The 19,966-nt window shown below is 44.4% G+C and carries 15 protein-coding genes and 1 pseudogene; 13 read left to right on the forward strand and 3 right to left on the reverse strand.

What is annotated here, in order from left to right:
• Positions 1–8 precede the first annotated feature (8 nt).
• The 3 genes from GT348_RS00995 to GT348_RS01005 are packed head-to-tail and all read left to right on the forward strand — an operon-like array spanning position 9 to position 1,741.
• Positions 9–332: a YbaB/EbfC family nucleoid-associated protein gene (locus tag GT348_RS00995; protein WP_160618144.1), complete on the forward strand. Its 324-nt coding sequence runs from the start codon at positions 9–11 to the stop codon at positions 330–332.
• Positions 333–362: 30 nt separating this feature from the next.
• The gene (gene recR / locus GT348_RS01000) at positions 363–962 is read left to right on the forward strand and encodes a recombination mediator RecR (protein ID WP_160618145.1); all 600 of its coding nucleotides are present in this window, start codon (positions 363–365) and stop codon (positions 960–962) included.
• A gap of 5 nt (positions 963–967) precedes the next feature.
• Positions 968–1,741: an SDR family oxidoreductase gene (locus GT348_RS01005; RefSeq protein WP_160619381.1), complete on the forward strand. Its 774-nt coding sequence runs from the start codon at positions 968–970 to the stop codon at positions 1,739–1,741.
• Here the strand turns inward: GT348_RS01005 and GT348_RS01010 are convergent.
• A complete protein-coding gene (locus GT348_RS01010) occupies positions 1,720–2,238 on the reverse strand; it encodes a hypothetical protein (protein ID WP_160618146.1) in 519 nt (172 codons plus the stop codon). The genes GT348_RS01005 and GT348_RS01010 overlap by 22 nt on opposite strands.
• Positions 2,239–2,337: 99 nt before the next feature.
• Entirely contained in the window at positions 2,338–2,733 is a 396-nt protein-coding gene (locus tag GT348_RS01015; protein ID WP_369692609.1) for a TIGR02300 family protein, read from the reverse strand.
• 93 nt (positions 2,734–2,826) lie between these two features.
• Between GT348_RS01015 and aroA the strand changes: the two genes are divergently transcribed.
• The 6 genes and pseudogenes from aroA to GT348_RS01045 all read left to right on the forward strand — a co-directional run bounded on the left by aroA (position 2,827) and on the right by GT348_RS01045 (position 14,454).
• Complete coding sequence (gene aroA, locus GT348_RS01020) at positions 2,827–4,155, forward strand: 3-phosphoshikimate 1-carboxyvinyltransferase (protein WP_160618147.1); 1,329 nt, start codon at positions 2,827–2,829, stop codon at positions 4,153–4,155.
• Positions 4,152–4,796, forward strand: a complete 645-nt coding sequence (cmk, locus tag GT348_RS01025; RefSeq protein ID WP_160618148.1) for a (d)CMP kinase — start codon at positions 4,152–4,154, stop codon at positions 4,794–4,796. Before aroA ends, cmk begins: the two co-directional genes overlap by 4 nt.
• Positions 4,797–5,123: 327 nt before the next feature.
• Positions 5,124–6,830, forward strand: a complete 1,707-nt coding sequence (gene rpsA, locus GT348_RS01030) for a 30S ribosomal protein S1 (protein ID WP_160618149.1) — start codon at positions 5,124–5,126, stop codon at positions 6,828–6,830.
• Positions 6,831–7,063: 233 nt separating this feature from the next.
• The gene (locus tag GT348_RS01035) at positions 7,064–10,405 is read left to right on the forward strand and encodes a glycosyltransferase (RefSeq protein ID WP_160618150.1); all 3,342 of its coding nucleotides are present in this window, start codon (positions 7,064–7,066) and stop codon (positions 10,403–10,405) included.
• 12 nt (positions 10,406–10,417) lie between these two features.
• Positions 10,418–13,396, forward strand: coding sequence for a glycosyltransferase (locus tag GT348_RS01040; RefSeq protein WP_160618151.1), 2,979 nt, complete (start codon positions 10,418–10,420; stop codon positions 13,394–13,396).
• A gap of 72 nt (positions 13,397–13,468) precedes the next feature.
• Positions 13,469–14,454 (forward strand): annotated as a pseudogene (locus GT348_RS01045) (CgeB family protein).
• Positions 14,455–14,555: 101 nt separating this feature from the next.
• On the opposite strand, the gene GT348_RS01050 reads toward GT348_RS01045, so the two are convergent.
• Positions 14,556–17,261: a M16 family metallopeptidase gene (locus GT348_RS01050; protein ID WP_160618152.1), complete on the reverse strand. Its 2,706-nt coding sequence runs from the start codon at positions 17,259–17,261 to the stop codon at positions 14,556–14,558.
• A 113-nt stretch (positions 17,262–17,374) separates the two neighbouring features.
• On the opposite strand from GT348_RS01050, the gene GT348_RS01055 reads away from it, so the two are divergent.
• From GT348_RS01055 to GT348_RS01070, 4 genes are read left to right on the forward strand one after another with little or no spacing between them, the layout of a single operon-like run.
• Positions 17,375–17,896, forward strand: a complete 522-nt coding sequence (locus tag GT348_RS01055; protein ID WP_160618153.1) for a hypothetical protein — start codon at positions 17,375–17,377, stop codon at positions 17,894–17,896.
• Between the two features lie 56 nt (positions 17,897–17,952).
• Positions 17,953–18,567, forward strand: a complete 615-nt coding sequence (locus GT348_RS01060) for a glycosyltransferase family 2 protein (protein WP_160618154.1) — start codon at positions 17,953–17,955, stop codon at positions 18,565–18,567.
• Between the two features lie 41 nt (positions 18,568–18,608).
• On the forward strand, positions 18,609–19,406 hold the full coding sequence (locus GT348_RS01065) for a hypothetical protein (protein WP_160618155.1): 798 nt from the start codon (positions 18,609–18,611) through the stop codon (positions 19,404–19,406).
• Between the two features lie 27 nt (positions 19,407–19,433).
• Positions 19,434–19,892, forward strand: coding sequence for an MliC family protein (locus tag GT348_RS01070; protein WP_236646530.1), 459 nt, complete (start codon positions 19,434–19,436; stop codon positions 19,890–19,892).
• Positions 19,893–19,966 lie beyond the last annotated feature (74 nt).

Consider the following 19,966-nt stretch of genomic DNA (forward strand, 5'->3'; position numbering starts at 1 on the left):
AGAAATTTATGAAAAATCTTGCTGGAATGATGAAGCAGGCAAGTCAGATGCAAGCACGCATGAAGGAAGCGCAAGATAATCTCACCAAGTTGGTTGTTGAAGGCGAATCGGGCGCAGGTCTAGTTAAGTTAACTTTGACAGGTAAAGGCGAAATGAAATCGCTGACTGTTGACCCTAAAATTGTGGATCCTGAAGAAGTTGAGATGCTGCAGGACCTTATTTTAGCGGCTTTTTCTGATGCAAAAAAGAAAGCCGAAGCTCTTAGTGCCGAGGAAATGAAAAAAGTAACAGGGGGCCTTACATTACCCCCTGGTTTGGATCTTCCTTTCTAACTCCATCACCCGCTTTTAGGGAAAAAGAACGTGCGTGCTAGTCCGGAAATTGAGGCGTTAATGTCTCGCTTGGCAAAACTACCCGGTTTAGGGCCACGTTCAGCCCGGCGTGCGACTCTGGCTTTGTTGCAGCAGCCAGAGACACGCCTTCAGCCTTTGGTAGAGGCGTTGCAAAATGCTGCCAGAACGGTGCAAACCTGCGAGTTATGCGGCAATTTAGATAGTCAAAATCCTTGCCTTATATGTCGTGATCAAACGCGTGATCAGAGCGTTATATGTGTTGTAGAGCATGTAGGTGATTTATGGGCTCTTGAGCGCTCCTCTGTGCATCGTGGTCTTTATCATGTGTTAGGAGGGACCCTGTCAGCATTGAATGGAACAGGGCCTCAGGACTTGAATGTGAGCCCTCTTTTACAACGTGCTGAGAAAGGCGATCTAAAAGAAGTTATCCTGGCCCTGGGAGCAACTGTTGAGGGTGCAACAACTGCTCATTGGTTAAATGAGCAATTGGCACCTTTAGGGGTAAAAGTAAGCCGTCTTGGTCATGGTATGCCAATGGGTGGTGCTCTTGAAGGTTTGGATGACGGTACTTTAGCAGCTGCTCTTATGGGTAGGCGGGAGCTTTCTTAGTGACGATTTTATCTTCAGAAATTCCAAAGGTTGCTCTTGTTACGGGGGGCGCCTTACGCTTAGGGCGCGCCATGGTTCAGGCGCTGGCGGCTCAAAATTTTTTAGTGGCCATCCATTGTAATCGCAATGTTGAAGCAGCTCATGAGCTATTAGCTAAAATAGATCATAAAGGCTGTGTTGTTCAGGCCGATTTATCTAAAGAAGAAAACCTTCTTCCTTTAATGCAGGAGGTAAAAGAAAAACTCGGTCCGGTTGGTGTGTTAATCAATAATGCGTCTGTATTTGAAAGAGATGAATTCGGGACTGTTAGTCGTGAAAGTTGGGATCGCCATTTAGAACCAAATCTTCGTGCGCCGTTTGTTTTATCGCAAGAGATGGTCAGAGCCTTACCTAAGGGAGCGAAGGGCTTTATTTTGCACATGCTTGATCAGCGAGTGTGGAACTTAACCCCTCATTTTGTGAGCTATACAATTTCGCGTTCTGCCCTATGGAGTCTTACACGCACAATGGCACTTGCCTTTGCACCGCAAGTGCGTGTGAATGCAATTGGTCCGGGGCCAGTGTTGCCAGCCGAGGGACAGTCCCGGGAGCATTTTGACCAAATGTGTCAGCAAACTCCTCTACAACATGGCTCAAGCCCTGAAGAAGTTGCTCAGGCTATTATTATGTTATTGGCCCTACCCTCAGTTACAGGACAGATGCTTGCCCTTGATAGCGGGCAGCATTTAAACTGGGGTCCCTCAAGTTCTGTAAAAGACTATGTGCTGGAAGCTCTATAACAAAGATGAGCGGCTTCGGCACTGTAACGCTCCAAAACGATAGAAAAGATTTTGTGATCTTGTTGCCGGCGTAATAGAGCGTGATGTTCTAAAACAAAATTCTCACTATGCCCGGTAGAATGAGGGTTATCGTTAAGGTAACGAGATTTTAAGGGTTGTCTCCTGAAAAAATCTTTTCCGATAGCGGCCCCAAAGGGGATCGTGCTTTTTTCCAAAAGACTTTGCGCTTCTGGGGCTAAATAGTCAGCTCTGTAAACGTTCCATGCTTCTGACAATAAAATATTTTCATCAAAAAGTCGGATATGTCGAAAATATAAGGGTGTTTTTTCAGTACTATTTGGCTCTAAATAATGAAGATAGTCTTTTAAGGGAAAAGGGGTTGGTGTGAGAAATTCTACACGCAATGATCTCGCACAAAAGCTCTGCAACATGGCCGTTGCGCTTATGCCCGTTTCTAAAAGCGTATTTAAAGATATTACAGCTTTTTGAAGAGTCATCTCACCTTATAACGATCGCAATGACAGGAGACGACAAACGCAGAACAATCTACCTCTAAAAGAGTGAAGATATGCCCTGCGTCTTATCAATAATATAATTTAGTTATCGTCTTGATCGTCTTTATCTGTGGTGACTTCGATATCACTACTGATGTCATCATCAAGATCATCATCAGTGATAACATCGTCATCATCATCGTCGCCTGTGTCTAGATCAACATCAAGATCATTCTCATGCTCATCTTGCGTCAATTTTCTCTCTTTGTCATCAGAGAGATCATCGTCGCGGTTTTTAAGGCGCGAATTATTTACCGGTTGCGTAGCGCCACATTTGGGGCATACGGGCGGTACGCGGTTAAGATCGTAAAAGCGCGAATTGCACTCAACGCAAGTTCGTTTCAGACCGAGTTCAGCTTTTGCCATAGTGTGGAAGCCTACCAATACCATCAGGAGGAAATGAAAGGGGCCATGCCATGTTAACGCCCGCTCTGTCAAATTTTTATGCTTAAGAAAATAAAATTTTTCAAACAAAATGCTTTTTATTTCGTAATATCTTCAAAGTTGGACCTTTTTTTGCAAAGACTGAATATGACCCAATCACGTCCTTTAACCGTTTCTGCTGCACAGACTGGCCTGAAGGGACAGGTTACCGTCCCTGGTGATAAATCAATTAGCCACCGTGCTCTTATGCTCGCTGCTTTGGCACAAGGTACGACTAAAATTTATGGCCTTTTAGAAGGCGAAGATGTCATTTGCACCTCTAAAGCTGTTGAGGCACTAGGTGCTAAATTACAAAGAAACAAAGATTTCTGGCTCGTTGAGGGATGCGGGGTCGGTCATTTAAAAGAGCCAGGTGACGTGCTCAATATGGGCAACTCAGGCACAGCAGCCCGCCTTCTTGCAGGTGTTCTGGCTACTCATCCTATTGTGAGCATGATGACCGGTGATGGGTCTTTACGGACACGCCCGATGGGGCGCGTTAGTGATCCTTTATCGGAGACAGGAGCAAAATTTGTCACGCGTGACGGCAAACGCTTACCCATGACGATTATTGGCACGGGAGATGGAAAGCCATTACACTATAAATTGCCGGTTGCATCAGCTCAGGTGAAGTCAGCCATCATGCTGGCAGGGCTTAACTGCACAGGACAAACATGTGTCGAAGAGCCTGTTGCTACCCGTGATCATACAGAAAATATGCTGCGTCATTTTGGCCTGGATGTCTCTGTAACGGAATCTGATAATGGGGGGCGTTTTATCAGGTTTGAAGGGCCAGCTTCGTTAAAGGCGCGTGATATTATTGTGCCGGGAGATCCGTCTTCGGCGGCTTTTCCAGTTGTTGCAGCCCTGCTGATTCCCAATTCAGAAGTTGTGATTGAAAATATAGGTTTAAATCTTTTGCGAACGGGGATTTTTACCACGCTTCTTGAGATGGGTGCGTCTATCGAAATTAAAAATGAACGCATTGAAGGCGGCGAAAAGGTTGGTGATCTTCATGTTAAAGCCAGTACGCTGCATGGCGTGACTGTTCCTGCTGAACGGGCACCTTCCATGATTGACGAATATCCGATTCTCTCTGTTGCCTGCGCTTTGGCTCAAGGGACGTCACGTTTGCAGGGTCTGGCAGAGTTGCGTGTCAAAGAAAGCGACCGTTTGGCTTCTACAGTGGCACTTTTAGAGAGTAATGGTGCAACGGTTTCTGTTGAAAATGATGATATTATTATCCAAGGACAAACCCATCTGGCAGGGGGTGGCCTAGTCAAAACACATATGGATCATCGTTTAGCTATGAGTGGTATCATATTGGGATTAGTGGCCCAAAAAGCGGTAAAAATTGATGATACGGCCTTTATCGAAACAAGCTTTCCTGGTTTTGTGACGTTGATGAATAACTTGGGAGCAGGGATTAAGGTATGAAGCGCCCCTCAAAACTTGTCATTGCTGTTGATGGGCCAGCGGCAGCCGGTAAAGGTACCCTTGCAAAAGCGCTCGCGCAGGCTCTAGGGCTTCCTTATTTGGATACAGGCCTGCTTTATCGTGCCGTGGCGCGCCGCACGCTTGATGCAGGGGCTGATCCTCGTGAGGATGCGACCTCTTTTGCAAAAGCGCTAGAGCCACGTGATTTGGAACGCAAAGATTTACGTGAGGCTGAAATTGACCAGGCAGCTTCTCTCGTCGCAAAACAGCCTGGTGTACGGGCCGCTTTATTAGAAAGGCAGCGTCATTTTGGGCAGGTCAGTGGGGCCGTTATCGATGGGCGCGATATTGGCACGGTTGTGTTTCCTCAGGCTGATATGAAGTTTTTTATTACGGCGTCTCCCGAGATCAGAGCTCAAAGGCGCTATTTGCAACGTTTTGGATCTTTGGCAGTAAGCCATGAAGGGCTCCAGAAAGAAATAGATGCCATTATTAAGCGTGACCAACAGGATGCTTCTCGTGATGTGGCGCCTTTAAAGCCGGCTCAGGATGCTGTTGAAATCCTGACAGATCAATTAAGCGCAGAAGACGTTCTGCAAAAAGCTCTTGAGATTATGCGTAAGCGTGGTTTTGTGGAGTGATTTAGGAGCTATAATTTCAGTCTGGCCTGTCTTGATCTCTCTCTTAAGGCAGGCTAGAAGCCTGAATTTTTTTGGCACAGCCTATAAAAATTTTCCGAGATAGGTTGACATCATCTGTCGGCGCGCTATTGGTGCAGGTAGTCGAGATAGTCAGTCATATCTTTCGACCGAGGCTGCTTATTCATTCTGCAACCTTATTTTATCTTTTAATAACTCTCTTTAAGACTGTTAAAAGAGAGGAGTCGTCGGCTCAGATATTTGAGAGCGGCGCATAACGCGGACTAAAATCATTATCAAGAATGATTGGTCCTGGAATGCTGGAATTACATGGCTTCTGCCACACAGACATCTCAACATGAAATTGAAGATTTTGCGGCTCTACTTGATGAGACCCTAGGTACTGATAGCGGTTTCGAAGGTTCTGTCGTTACAGGTCGTATTTTACGTCTTACCAATGATTATGCGATCGTTGATGTAGGCCTAAAGAGTGAAGGCCGGGTTGCCCTTCGCGAATTTGGTCCTCCAGGTGTTGCTCCTGACGTAAAGCCGGGCGATGTTTTAGAGCTTTATGTTGAGCGCTATGAAGACCGCGATGGCGCTATCGTTCTCTCTCGTGAGAAAGCACGTCGCGAAGAGGCATGGACAGCTCTTGAGCGCGCTTTTGCTAATAATCAGCGTGTTAACGGCACAATTTACGGGCGTGTTAAAGGCGGCTTCACAGTTGATCTTGGTGGCGCAATGGCGTTCTTGCCTGGCAGCCAGGTTGATATCCGTCCGGTGCGTGATGTTGGCCCACTTATGGGACAGCCCCAGCCTTTCCAAATTCTGAAAATGGATCGTGCACGCGGCAATATCGTTGTATCACGTCGTGCAGTTCTTGAAGAAACACGCGCTGAGCAACGTTCTGAGCTGATTCAGGGTCTTAAAGAAGGCATGATTCTTGATGGTGTTGTCAAAAACATCACAGATTATGGTGCATTCGTTGATCTTGGCGGTGTTGACGGGCTTCTGCATGTTACTGACATTGCTTGGAAGCGTATCAATCATCCTTCAGAAGCATTGCAAATCGGTCAGCCTGTTCGTGTTCAGGTCATCCGCTTTAACTCTGATACACAGCGTATCTCCCTTGGTATGAAGCAGCTTGAAGCTGATCCTTGGGAAAATGTTGCGATTAAATATCCAGTTAATGCCCGCTTCAGTGGTCGCGTTACCAACATTACAGACTATGGTGCATTTGTGGAGCTTGAGCCAGGCGTTGAAGGTCTTGTTCACGTTTCAGAAATGTCCTGGACGAAAAAGAACGTACACCCAGGCAAAATTGTGGCTACTTCTCAGGAAGTTGAAGTCATGGTTCTGGATGTTGACAGCTCCAAACGTCGTATCTCCCTCGGTCTGAAACAGGTTCAGCGTAATCCTTGGGAGCAATTTGCTGAAGAGCACAAAGTTGGCTCTATCATCGAAGGCGAAATCCGTAACATCACTGAATTTGGTCTCTTCATTGGCCTTTCTGCTGATATTGACGGCATGGTGCACATGTCTGACCTTTCATGGGATGAAGCTGGCGAAGCTGTCATGTCCCGTTACGAAAAGGGTCAGGTTGTCAAAGCTAAAGTTCTTGATGTTGATGCTGAGAAAGAGCGTATCTCTCTTGGTATTAAGCAACTTCAGGAAGACCCAGCTGCTGATACATTGGCACGCATCAATAAAGGTGACGTGGTAACATGTATCGTTACAGCTGTGCAGACAAACGGCATTGAAGTTAAAGTTGACGACGTTCTCACCGGCTTTATCCGCCGCAGCGAACTGGCTCGTGACAAAGCAGAACAACGTCCAGAGCGCTTTGCTGTGGGTGAGAAAGTTGATGCTAAAATCGTTGCTGTTGACCGTGCATCTCGCAAATTGGCTCTTACAATCCGTGGCCGTGAGGTCGAGGAAGACAAACAGGCAATTAGCGAATATGGTTCTTCCGATTCAGGTGCGTCTTTAGGTGATATTCTTGGTGCAGCGATCCGCCGCCGTAACACCGAAAGCTAAAATTTAAAGTCTTATAGTTGGTTTTTCCTACCGTAAGATTTGCTACATTGAAGGATGTCCTCATATAGAGGGCATCCTTTTTTGTCTTCAGGGGAGGACTTGTTTAGCGCCCCCAAATCTGATACATACGGTCCTAATTAATAAATAATATTTTGGTTAGAACATATAATTGTCTAATTAAGATTATTAATGCAGTAAGATGGGGAGTATGAGCACCAGGCTCAGAAAAACGAATGGCTGTTATTTACAATACGAATTACACGCACAATTCTAACTCTTATCTTACTCTGGCGATAAGTCGGGCAGCCGAAGTCATTTTTGGCAAAGAAAATATTGTCGTTGCTGATAATATGAATTTAGCGGCTTTGGCGGCGTCTGGTGAGCATGACACATTATTATGTATTGATGGTCAACGTTTGAACCTAGCGTTGATGCGGCGCGTGCGTCCTGCTTTTAAAACAATGATTTTATGGACGTTTGAAGATCCCTTTATGCAGGAATTCAACGTCGAAAACGGTCTTTTATTCGACCATATTTTTACAAATGATCCTTCGAGCGTAAGTGCTTATTTCGGGAAAGGGCATTATTTGCCCTTAGCCGCAAGTAAATGGCTTCATGAACGTCCTGTCCGCACGGCGAATGAGTGCGATTATGACATCTTCTTTGCGGGTACGATGTGGCCTAACCGTGTTGATGTCGTACGTCGTGTGATCACGGCCTTTCCTAAGGCAAGGCTTAAATTAGTTTGTCCAAGCAATGAATATCTTCCTCCTTTACCAGAAGATATTGCCGCTCTGTCTATACAATGGCCCACAAGTCATGAGTCATTCATAGATTTTGCTAATGCGAGTACAGTCACATTAACCATGTTTCGCAATTATGCGAGTCATGGCACTGTCAGCCAAGCCACTGCGCCTGGGCCGCGCTTTTTCGAGCTTGCACTTGCTGGTACTGCTCAGGTTGTTGAAGTGGCTGACGGCATGGCAAGCGAATATTGCGATGTTGTTGAAGGGGTTTCTCTTGCACGTAATGCAGATGAAATTGTGGAAGCCATTGCCCAGCTTTTAAACAATAAATCAGCAAGGCGTCGTGCCGCTCAAGCGGCGCAGAAGTCTGTTTTGCAAATGCATCTTTATGAGCATCGTCTTGAGCAAATTCGTGATATTACGCAGGCGAATTTTGGCAAACGTCCTGTAAAATCTGTAGAAAAAATTGAGCGCCGCCGTCGCTTGCGTGTTTTATTATGCACACATTCCACACTGCATGAACAAGAGTGGGGTGGAGTAGAAGTTTATCAGCAAGTGCTCTGTTCACTCTTAGGGCGTGATGTCGAATTTTTCTTCTGGCTTCGTAGAGGAGGCTTTTGCCGTTTACTTAGTGCTTCTGGCCAGGAGTTGGAATGTTACGATATTGCTGAAAGAGACTGGCAGGACATTCTTTGCGATGCATCTGAGGAAACTTTATTTTCAGGTGTTATCAGTCAGTACAATATAGATATCGTACATTTTCAGCATTTGGGCCACCATGCTTTATCTCTTCCCTTTATTGCCAAGGCAAATGGAGCAGGTGTACTTTTTTCAGCACATGATTTCTGGCTAGTTTCAACGCGGTATAATTTGCTGAATCGTGATATGCGCTATGATGAAAGCGAATTTACGACAGTTTTAGCGATGGATGTTACCCTTAAGGTTGCTGAGGGTGTGGAATATGGCGGAGAGCAGACACGGCGTGCCTTTATTGATCGTATGCTTCATCACGTTGATGGCATGATCTTCGGTACAGCCCATTCAAAAAATCTGTTCCATAAAATTTACCCAATTCTGGATAGTAAAATCAGCCTTGTTAATGGTGTTCCAAGTCCAGACACAACTGTTCCAGTTGTTCCTAAGCAATATGCGCCTTTAAAAGGCCGCCCCTTAAATGTGGCTATTATTGGGAATTTTTTGCGAACAAAAGGTGCTGATGCTGTTTTAGCTCTGATAGAGCTTGCGCATGAACGCCATTTTCACTTCCATATTCTTGGGTACGTTCATCAGGACTATAAAGATGTTCTAGATAGGATGGACCGCTCTAACGTCACAGTGCATGGGCGTTATAATGTTGGCAATACTGAACTGCTTCAGCAGGCAGATGTAGCGCTCATTCTCTCTATTTGGCCCGAAACATATTGTATTTCTCTCTCTGAAGTATGGCAAAATGGGCTTGTGCCTATTGTAACTGATGTAGGGGCATTACATGATCGCGTTAGTGACGGTGTGAATGGCTTTAAAGTCCCTATTAATCGCCCTGATATTGTATTAGAACGGCTTGAAATTCTGCGCTCTTCTGAGAGATTACGTGAGCGAATGATGAAGGCCATTACACCTGATTTATGGACTCACGAAGGTGAATATGGGCAGCAGCTTTTAGATCTTTACAAAACTGTTGCTCCTAACCGTGATATGGGAGTGGCGGAATTACAGTTTGATATGGGGCAGTTACATTACTTGCCTCACGATTCCTGGCGTCATCAGGCGCCCCCACGTCATATTTTTGATCCACCGATCCACCGTGATCTTTCTATTTGCCTGCCGGCCCATATTACGGACTGGTTCGCAATTCAGGGTGCAGAATGTTACGTTGATGATATATGTCACTATGTCCTTGGTAGCGGGGTAGAAACTCTTTTTAAATCTGCTGATGAGTTCCATATTCGTGGCTGGATGTTCCTGCCCGAAATTACCACTGCTGGCCAAATGTACGTTGTGCTGATAGGTGAGCAGGAGCAGGCGCCGCTCATCTTTATAGAATGTAAGCGCGAAATTCGTGTTGATATTTCGCGTCTATTTGGTGGTGTGCCTCGTCGTTCTGGTTTTTCGGCACAGGCAGGATTAAGGGGAAAATGGTGCGAAGGACGTTATCGCATTGGCCTGATTAATGTCATTAATAATCGCGGTGCTTTCCAGCTATTGTCTCCTGGAATGGAGGTCAAGGAAGGTAAAATTGCAAACATATTTACCTCAACTCCGTCAAATGCCCTTATTTTAGAGTCATTTAGGCGCGTTCTTTTGAGTGATGGCCTGTTGAGAGGCATTCATCTGTCACATATCTCAGATGAAAAACTCTTTTTGAAAGAGCAGCAAAGACTTCCTTATTTTGTAGATTCTTTTGAACCGCTTGATACTGAATTGGCCTTTGAGGAAAATAAAGGGGCTCTCAATGTAAGAGGGTGGGCCTTCCTTGAGGATATGACACGCTCGGGTCAGCTTTATATTGGCTTTATTAACGAAGAAAAAGAGGAAGTTGCTTATTTTGCGACGGAGCGATTTGCACGTGATGATGTGCAGGTTGTTCATAGGGAAGCTCCACTTTGCTCTGGTTTTAAAGAAGTGCTTCGTCCTTGGAAGGGGCAAGTTAACAAGCAAAATGGTCAGTGGAATGTCGTGCTTATCAATGTTGTTGATGGAACATATGGTTTCGCATTAACTGACTTTGTTGTAAGTTTTAAAGAAGGCCGTGTTGAAGCTGTTGATCGCAGCGCTATGACGGATAAGAAGAGTGAGCGTTTAAGGTCGTTATTGCTTCAAAAATTGTGACACGGGTAGGACATGACAAAACGGGCTTGCCTTTTCACGGATCTGCAAAAAACTCGTCGGCCGCGTTGGCTGGAGTTTGAGCCCGACCTATATGTCCTCCGTTATCCTGATGTAACTGACCTTATGAGAGAAAAGGGTTATGACGATTCCTCTCTCTTTTATAAAGAAATCGGTTGTTATTTAGGCCATTCTCCCAACCGTTATTTTGATGAGCTTTGGTATAGAGAGGTTCATCAGGATGTTAAAAAAGATCTTATTGCTGGTAAGTGGGCTAGTGGGTTTGAGCACTATTGTTCAATAGGGTTTTTGACCCATGCACCGCATTGGCTTTTTAATGAAGAAGACTATCTGCGCAAAAATTTTTGGCTAACTGTAACCCAAATTCGTAGTGAGGGTTATTGGAATGGCTATGATCATTATTTGGAAGTAGGTGAAAAGGCTGGCCTTGCAGCAAGTTCTTTTTTCGACTTGCATTTAACACGTAATTTAAAAGCACAATATCCTGAATGGTTTGGAGAAGAAGGTCTTTTAGCATCATGGCTGGTTTTACCACCTGATATAGCAGAATCTTATCCTGTATCATGGTATTTCGATCCTAACTGGTATCAGCAAACTTATCCTCATGTAAAAAATTCTATTAGCCAGGGTCGGCATTTAAATGCACTGCATCATTATTTAACAAACGAGACTCCGGGGAAATTTGATCCTTCTCCCTTTTTCTCAGAAGAATTTTATCTCGCACAATCACCTGACATATTACCTGCGATACAATCTGGTGCTTTTAGAAATGGCTATGAGCATTTTGTGAGATTTGGCGCTTTTGAAGGGCGCGTGCCTTCAGAGGGTATAGATCTTAAACATTATTCCCTGAATCCGTTGGTTCGGGCTCAATGTGAAAGTGGTTTATTTCACAGTCCCTTTGCCCGCTTTGTTGCAGAAAGAATCGGAAAAGCGGGTGTAACAGGTGCTTTGGTGCCTGAAATGTCAGAAGAGCAGTCACGTAGTCTTTTTCGGCAGGAAGCTGATAGTTTTATACCACTTCTGGCGCATAAGCCTTTAGATTTTACGCTGGGCAGCTTGGCCGAAATTAGCGTGATTATGGTTGTGCATAATCAAATCGCGCTTACTTTGCAGACTCTTGCGTCTTTAAGGGCCAATTATCAAGGTAACTTAGAGGTTATTTTAGTCGATTCAGGCTCAAAAGATGAAACCTGTATTATAGAAAGATTGGTGCATGGCGTAACGTTGTTACGCTTTGAGACTAATATTGGCTATCTTGAAGGCTGTAATGCTGCCCTACAATATGTAACAGCACCTGTCATTCTTTTTCTGAATAATGATCTTCGGCTTTTTCCTGGCGCTGTCACTCATGCTTTGACGCGCCTATTTAAGGAACCGACTACAGGAGCTGTAACCGCCAAGCTTGTGCGGTCAAATATGCGCTTGCAAGAGGCTGGTTCGATTATTTGGCGAGACGGGGCAACTTATGGTTATAGACGTGAGGATGATCCCAATATACCGGAAGCGAATTATGTTCGTGAGGTAGATTATGGTTCGGCTGCATTTTTGATGGTTCACACGGGTTTGGCGCTGCGTTTAGGGGGATATGACCCTAAATATAAACCCGCTTATTTTGAGGATACTGACTTTTGCGTGCGTTTGACCAAGGCGGGTGCAAAAATAATTTACGAGCCTCTCTCTGTTGTGGAACATTTAGAGTTTGGCACATCGGGTCACGCAGGGTCTCACGCACTTATTCAAAAGCATCTCAAGTTATTTAGCCAAACTCATCAGGATTTTTTACGCCACCAGCAGCCACCCCATATTCGTAATGCAATTTTGGGTCGTGAGACGCGCCGCAAAAATAGAAAAAACGTTCTTTTTATAGAAGATCGTATGCCTGTTAAGGCACTAGGCTCGGGTTATGTGCGGTCAAATGAGATTATTTGTACATTCGTAAAACTGGGCTATCATGTCACGGTTTTTCCCGTACAGATTGTGACTGAGCAATCTTATTTTCTCTATAAAGAATTTCCTGATGATGTGGAACTTGCTTTAGATCAAAGTAAGTTTACGCTGGCTTCATTTTTAGAAGAACGCGTAGGGTATTACGATATTTTATGGGTTGCACGGACACATAATCTTAATCAGCTTCTGCCTATTTTGAGTGAAGCAAGCCGTTTTCTTGTTGGATGCAAGGCTGTTTTGGATACAGAGGTTGTTGCTGCACCGCGTACATTACTTCAGAAAGATATTCTCGGTGATGCTTCTTCTAAGTCTCTGGATGTTTTGTTAAAAGAAGAGCTGAGTGGTGCTTCCTATTGCCAGCAGATTGTAGCTGTAACAAAGCAGGATGCGGCGCTTATAGAACAGGCTGGCTATAGTAATGTCTCAATATTAGGGCATTCTTTGACACCACGTCCGACAATGCGGCGCTTTCATGATAGACGCGATATTCTCTTTTTAGGCGCGTTTCATGACGATCAGTCGCCTAATTTCGATAGCATGGTCTGGTTCGTCAATGAGGTTTTGCCGCTTATTCAAAATCTCCCAGCTAAAACGATGTTAAGAATCGCCGGCTATATTGCTCCTTCTGTTAACTTAAATGCTATCGCAAATCATCCTTTGGTAGATATTCTTGGCCCTGTTGAGGATTTGGAACCGATTTATGATCAGCATCGTATTTTTATAGCGCCTACGCGTTTTGCCGGAGGTTTGCCTTATAAAATCCATGAAGCTGCTTCATATGGTTTACCTATTGTTGCAACGTCTTTGTTAAGAGAGCAGGTCGGTTGGTCAGAAGGAAAAGCTTTGCTGAGTGCGTCTGCAACCGATCCTCGAGGTTTCGCGGCGGCGATAGAAAAACTTTATAATAACCAGGATATATGGACCAAGTTGCGAGAGAATGCTTTAGAGGCAGTAAAGAGGGACACAGATCCAGGGCAGTTTTTAAAAGCACTTGCATCTATTATGTCCTTAGTAAATGAATAGACCACAGTGAGAGCAATATCGCCGGCTAAACAGACCAACATTGTGTAAATTAAAGGGAAGTGAACGAAAACGATGGAGAAGGGCAAGGCTTTAAAAGGGCACGTTCTATTATGCGGTGGTGGTCGTTACGAGAGCCAGGCTAATGCTCAAGTCAGACAGACCATTATGGATGGTCTGGTTGGCGTTTTTGGCGAAGGAAATGTGACATCAGTTAATATTTCTGCGGCCTCCTGGGCTATAAATTATTTAAAACCCAGTTTCGTTTTTGCTACAGGCTCTTATTTGCCAGAAAGTACTTACTTTGGTGAAGTCTCGCGTGAAGCCAGAAAAATTGGTGCTGCGACAGCTTTTTGGGCAACCGAAGATCCTTATGAGCAAGATGCTCATTATCAGATTGCCAATGATTTTGATGTGCTCTTTTCCTGTGATCACTGGGGCATAATTTCTATCAGCGTGATAAAGTTTATCACCTGCCTTTAGCGGCGTGTCCAAACCTGCATTACATGCCCATTGATGAGGCAGTGGAAAAACCAATAGATATTTTATTTTGTGGCGTTGCTTTCAGCTCTCGTAAAGAGATAGCGCGTATGTTGATGCCAGCTCTGCAAAAACTCAATATCCGCTTTATTGGGCCAGGTTGGGGCGAGTTAGGAATTGGTTTTTCTGACGCCCGTATTGAAAAGTCACAACTCATTGAGCTTTATAGCCGTTCTAAAATCGTGCTTAATCTTGGACGGTCACTCCATTTTGAGAATAAGCGCTTTATGATTGTGCCCTCTACGCCAGGGCCCCGGACTTTTGAAGCCGCTCTTTCTGGAGCGTTCCAGCTTTTTCATGAAGATACATATGAGTTGCGGCGCTATTATAGCGCAGATGAAATTCCTGTTTTTTCAAACCGAAGAGATTTTGAGAGATTGCTGGACATTTATCTCAATGATGACAAAGCGCGTCTAGCAACAGCGCGCAAAGCTCAGGAACGCACACAAAAAGAACATCTCTATGTTCATCGCATTCAAAAAGTTATTGAAGTCATGCAGTCAGAAGGTTTTTTAAAGTAGGATTTCGTAACTAAGGAAGGCAAGATTTAAGGTCGGTAATGCGCCATAAATCTGAGTAATAAAGGGGGGACCATCAAATCTGGTCTCCCCCTTTTTTAGATCTATTTCGGTGCAGGACCAAAAACAATGCGGGCCATATCTTCGGGACGGATCCAGTGCTTGAAAGCCTTTTGAACCTGATCAGCGGTCATGGCATAGATTGCTTTTGCTGATTGGTCAGGGGTTTCGAGGGGGAGATCCAAATCTATAAGCGTGAGCCATGTGCTTGCTAGATCGCTAAAGCTTGCACGCCCCATAAGCTGGCTTCGTAATAAAGTGGCTTTGGCGAGATCAAGTGTTTCTTCTGAAACGGGCTTTTCTCTCAAAGATTCTATATCTTTCAAAGCAAGAGCCTGGGCAGCTTTTACCTTGGCTGGATCAGCCCCAAAACTTACTGCAAAACTTGAACGTGTGCGAGAATAATTGATACCGCTCCCAACACCATAAACATAACCTGTTCTCACGCGTAAATCACGCATGAGGAGGGATGAAAAACCATCACCTAATATTTCATTCCCTACAGCCAGGGCATGACGGTCAGGGTTTTTGACATTGATGCCTAGAGTTTCAACAAGCTTGACCTGGTCTTGCGAGCGTCCGGGATCACTCACCACAGCTTCTGATTTTTTACTCAGAGGGATAGCGGGGAGATCAAGTTTAGGTTTTTCACCCTTAGCCTGCCAGGAAGAGAAAGCGTCTTCTATATCTTTGCGTGCTTGTTCAGGTTCGATATCACCAATCACGACAATTGTTGTTAAGTCGGAACGATAGGCACTGTGGTAATAATTGCGAACATCCTGAAGCGTAATTTTACGAATATTTTCAGCTTTTGCCTCACGTAAGCTTGGATCTTGTGCCGGAAGCAGTGCTTTTTTGACAGCACGTCCATAATGATAGGCTGGTGATTGCAATATGCCTTTTTGTGCTTGAGCTGCCTGTTCTCGTGTGATGAGAAAAGCCTTTTCGGGGAAAGCTGGCTGAAGTTCATTTTCAGCCAATAATGCCAAGCCAGCTTTAAAGTCCTTTGTTAATGTGCTGAGATTAAAGCTGCTTCCGGCTGATTCATCAGCTGTAATATCGTCAAGCGCACGTGAGAGGGCGAGACGATCATGTTTTGTTGAGCCATAAAGAAAGAGGGAATCCGTAAGACTTGCGAGACCTTCTTTATCCTTAGGTTGCTGTAAAGCAGGGGTACTGCGGATTGTACCATAAAGCTCGACTGTATGGCTTACATGCTCAGGCTTAACAAGTAATCTTATGCCATTTGAAAGGACAAAGCTTGTTGGTTGGGGGGCTGCAGGAGGGAGGCTCAATTTTGACAAAGCCCGTTCTGCCCAGTCAGGTAGGGTAACTTTATCTTTTGGTGGTGTCGTAAAGCTTTCTGCACCACCAAACCCTTTATCAGCAGTGGGTTTACCTGAATCACTCGGGGTCAAAATAGCTGAAATAGCTTTTTGGGGGTCAAGCCATTCTTTAGCCAAGTCATCAATTTGCTTTTTCGTGACAGATCGAAAAGAAGCAATCATATCTTCTGGGCTTGAAAGATGCTGGATAGCGACAGCTTGTGACCAGCTATTAGACAGGCCAGAAATACTATTAGCATTAAACTCTAAAGCTGCAATTTCGCGCTGGCGGGCCGCTTCAATCAGGTCAGAAGGAATGCCATTCTTGCGGTAATCTTCCAATATTTTAGCGACCGCTTTTTTGAGCGCTGTAGGATTTGTATTTTTGGGGAAGCCCGCTAGTGCAATTCCAATGCCACCAAGGGCTTCTGGCTGATAAATAAAGTCAGTTTGAAGCGCTTTTCCGTCTGGTACCAAGCCAAATAAATTTGCTCGATCACTGCTTAAAGCATCAATTAAGAGTGTCATGGCCGCGTAATTGGGATCGCGTTGTCCCGGTAGCCGCCAGGCCATAGTGACCAAACCGATAGGAAGATCAGTAGGTAGTGACAAAGTACGGGCACGAACAGGACCAGGTTTGACTGAAGAGCGCGCGGGAAGAGTGCGTGCTGGAAGATCTCCAAATATTTTCTTTACGTGCTCTAAAGTTTCGGGGCCGTTAACATCACCTACAATGACTAAAATAGCATTATTAGGGGCGTACCAGTCATGATAAAAATTTCTCAGCTGGGCCGTACTTGTTGCATCAAAAGAAGGACGTGTACCCAGAGCATCATATTCATAAGGCGTATCTTTATAGAGTATGGATCTGACCTGACTCATATAACGATAAAGTGGGCTCGAAAGATCACGTGATACTTCCTGCTCTATAGCCCCTTTTTCATGGGCCCAATCTTTGTCTGAAAGTGTGAGGCCTGTCATTCTGCCTGCTTCTATGCGAAGAAGAAGCTCAAGGTCAGAGGCTGGTGCCGTAAAATAATATTGCGTAACATCAGAGGTAGTGTCGGCATTAACATTATTTCCCAGTCTTGCGCTTAATGTGGCTAACTGGTCGCGGCTTAAATTATCGGCACCATTGAACATCATATGTTCTAATGCATGGGCCGTTCCTGGAAATTTTGCTGGTGCATTAACTGAGCCAACTTCATAATTGACCATCGTTTGCACGACAGGGGCCAGGCGATCTTCGACGATAATGACACGTAACCCATTAGATAATGTGGCTTTTGTAACCGGGTTAGTGCTTTTTTGAGATGTGGAAATGGTCGGTGTAAATTGGGGTGCATTTGCGGCTAAACCGGGTGTTGCAAGAAAAGATGCGGCCAGTAAAGCCATGCGTGATACATGAGATAGTGATAAAGACATAAAACCTCACCGCAATTAGGGTAGAGAAAATTGTTAAAAGCGAGCAATAAAGACGATAAACTATCCCAACCAACAATCTACGTACGGTTAATAGGTTAATATGGAGGAACAGCGTGACGCTTTCGGAAATCATTAAGCGTATAGATGATGTAATAATCGAAGGTTTGTTTCAACCTATTGCTAATCATCTTCCTGAAAACAGCACGCCAATGGGGTTAGGGCTTAGCTTCGAGCTGGGATCGGTTATTTTACAGGCAGCCTGTGCAGTTGCTCCGTCTCTCCTGTTTGGCCTTCCCTTAGGATCTATTCCTTCAGCGATTTTCGGATTTCTGGTGAGTCTTGTTTTCTTTTTAGTCTGCCAGAAATTATCGTCTTTAGTGCGACCAGGATATATGAATCCTTTAAGGCCGCAATTAAGAGCGTTGCGTCTAATTGGGATTTTGTTTCTGCTTTATGATTTATGGCGTGCCCATCCTGGCGGTCAGGGTTATGTATTATGGTGGCGGCTGGATGAATTATCTCAGCTTACTTTTATTATAGGCCTTTATTTTATGGCTTGTGAAACTCGTCCGCCCAAAAAACATCGTGAATCACAAAAAACGTCCTTTATGAAAACAGGTAGCGTATTTGAGTGAACGTGCTATTGCACTTGAATATGAGTCATAAAGAAATGCCAATACGGGGATAGAGCGTGGCTATTAGATTAGGTATTGGGGTTATCACCTATAACCGCAAAGATATTCTGCGCCAATGCGTTGAGAATATTCGTATGCTTACACGTCATCCTTTTGAACTAATCGTCGCTGATGACGGCTCACAGGATGGGACGATTGCGTATTTAGAACGATTCAATATTCCTTATGTTACAGGTGAAAATAGGGGTATCGCCTGGAACCGGAATCGTGCCTTATGGTGGCTGAAGGAAGAAAAAAATTGCGATGTCATCCTTATTTTTGAAGATGACTGCCATCCGTGCGTTTATGGTTGGGAAGAAGAGTGGATTAAAGCTGTCGAAGCTTATGGCCATATTAATCACATGCCAGAAATCACTTTGGAAATTGATAATGACGTTTCCTCAGGATCTGGTACGGCTGCTGATCCCTTTATTGCGCCAATGCATCAGGCTTTTTGTGTTGGTTATCATGCCCGTGCCCTTGAATATGTTGGCTATCTTGATGTGCGTTTTCTTAAATATGGAGAAGAGCACGTAGAGCATACTCACCGTTTTTTAAGAGCAGGTTATGGGGGGCTGGCTCAATATTACACCCCAGAGCGTGGTCAGGTTTTTTATATACGGGGGGATTAACCACCCTTCCTTCAGAAACACATGGCACATCTGAAATTGTTTTGAGGAATGTAAGGCTTCATAAAGAAATTCAACGTGATCCGCTTTATCGAGCACCATGGCGCACTGATGAGCAATTATTTTTATTTCGCGAAGAAATGGAAGCTGCGCGCAGACGTCCCTCTTTAGCAGCAGTTGCACAGGACAACGCGTTTGATGTGCTTATTTCTCTTGGAGGAGATGAAAAAACAAGCTCTCTTATTCAAGAAACATTCGGCCAGGTAGGGCCGCGTTTTTTCGACGGCTTCATTACGCCGTTCCATGCATTAATTAAACTGTTTGAGACTAATTTCAGAGATCTCTTTTCGACAACCTGTCTCTATGGTTATCACGAGGCTTTGCGGTGCCGTGATACACTTCTGATTTATCATAATTGTCTTAAGTTAGCAGAAGGTGAGTCAGCTTCTGTTGAGATTTTTCGTGCGCAACATGAGCGTATGAAGCAGGAATATAACGCACTTTTACAAGAAATTGACAAAATCTGTCGCGGTAAAAGTCGTGTTTTATTTGTAAGAGACTGGCGTGAAACTTTACATTATGAGGGCTCACATCGTCCACTTCATAGTGTAGCGCCTGATTTCAAGCGTTTAGCAAATGCGATAGCACAGCGTTATCCCGGGCTTGATTTTAAAATCCTGTTTACAAATTACGGTGATGCCTGCGTTGATGACCCTCGTCTCATTTTCTTTAATTTGCGCACACCAGATGTTTGCGATGACTTAAAGAAATTAAATGCCTGGAAAGATATGGCAATGCATTTAGGGCTATACATAAAAAACGAAAATATGTGGAATAATTAAGTTCTGTCATATGAAAGGGAGAGAGACATGTTTGCCTTAAAGCCTATCATGAAATTATGCGGAATTGCGTGTTTCTTTGCCGCAACGGTGACGATTGCTCATGCTGAAGAGACAAAAGAAAACACAGCGACGAGTAATCAGGTGAGCCTAACTTTTTCTAAAGGTGAAGTGGTTTCACAACAAACAGAACAATATAAATGCACCATTAATACCAAAAAGCAGAGCGAGGAGCAGAAAACTCTTCTTAATGCCCTTCCAGAGGGAGGGGATGTGAGTGTCACCTATATCAGTGCTGACCTGTCATCTTTAGCCATATTGCCCATAGATGGTAAGACGCTTATTTTCTCCAACGTTATTGCCGCATCTGGCGCTAAATATAGTGCTGATCGTTATATTTGGTGGAGCCAGGGTGATCAGGCTTTTTTCTCACGTGCTGATGGAAGCGAAAAAAACCAGGTTTTTTGTAAAGTGCAGTCTTCAAACTAAATTTTGAAGTTGGTGTAATTAATTATAAAAAGGCGGAAGAGACTATTCTCTTCCGCCTTTTTGAAAAATGCCAG

Origin of the sequence: Aristophania vespae (assembly GCF_009906835.1) — a bacterium.
Classification (GTDB): Bacteria; Pseudomonadota; Alphaproteobacteria; order Acetobacterales; family Acetobacteraceae; genus Aristophania; species Aristophania vespae.

Bases quoted from the DNA above. Each gene is read 5' to 3' on its own strand.
- GT348_RS00995 (WP_160618144.1), top strand. From the start codon at position 9: ATGAAAAATCTTGCTGGAATGATGAAGCAGGCAAGTCAGATGCAAGCA.
- GT348_RS01010 (WP_160618146.1), bottom strand. From the start codon at position 2,238: ATGACTCTTCAAAAAGCTGTAATATCTTTAAATACGCTTTTAGAAACG.
- aroA (WP_160618147.1), top strand. From the start codon at position 2,827: ATGACCCAATCACGTCCTTTAACCGTTTCTGCTGCACAGACTGGCCTG.
- cmk (WP_160618148.1), top strand. From the start codon at position 4,152: ATGAAGCGCCCCTCAAAACTTGTCATTGCTGTTGATGGGCCAGCGGCA.
- rpsA (WP_160618149.1), top strand. From the start codon at position 5,124: ATGGCTTCTGCCACACAGACATCTCAACATGAAATTGAAGATTTTGCG.
- GT348_RS01035 (WP_160618150.1), top strand. From the start codon at position 7,064: ATGGCTGTTATTTACAATACGAATTACACGCACAATTCTAACTCTTAT.
- GT348_RS01040 (WP_160618151.1), top strand. From the start codon at position 10,418: ATGACAAAACGGGCTTGCCTTTTCACGGATCTGCAAAAAACTCGTCGG.
- GT348_RS01050 (WP_160618152.1), bottom strand. From the start codon at position 17,261: ATGTCTTTATCACTATCTCATGTATCACGCATGGCTTTACTGGCCGCA.
- GT348_RS01070 (WP_236646530.1), top strand. From the start codon at position 19,434: ATGTTTGCCTTAAAGCCTATCATGAAATTATGCGGAATTGCGTGTTTC.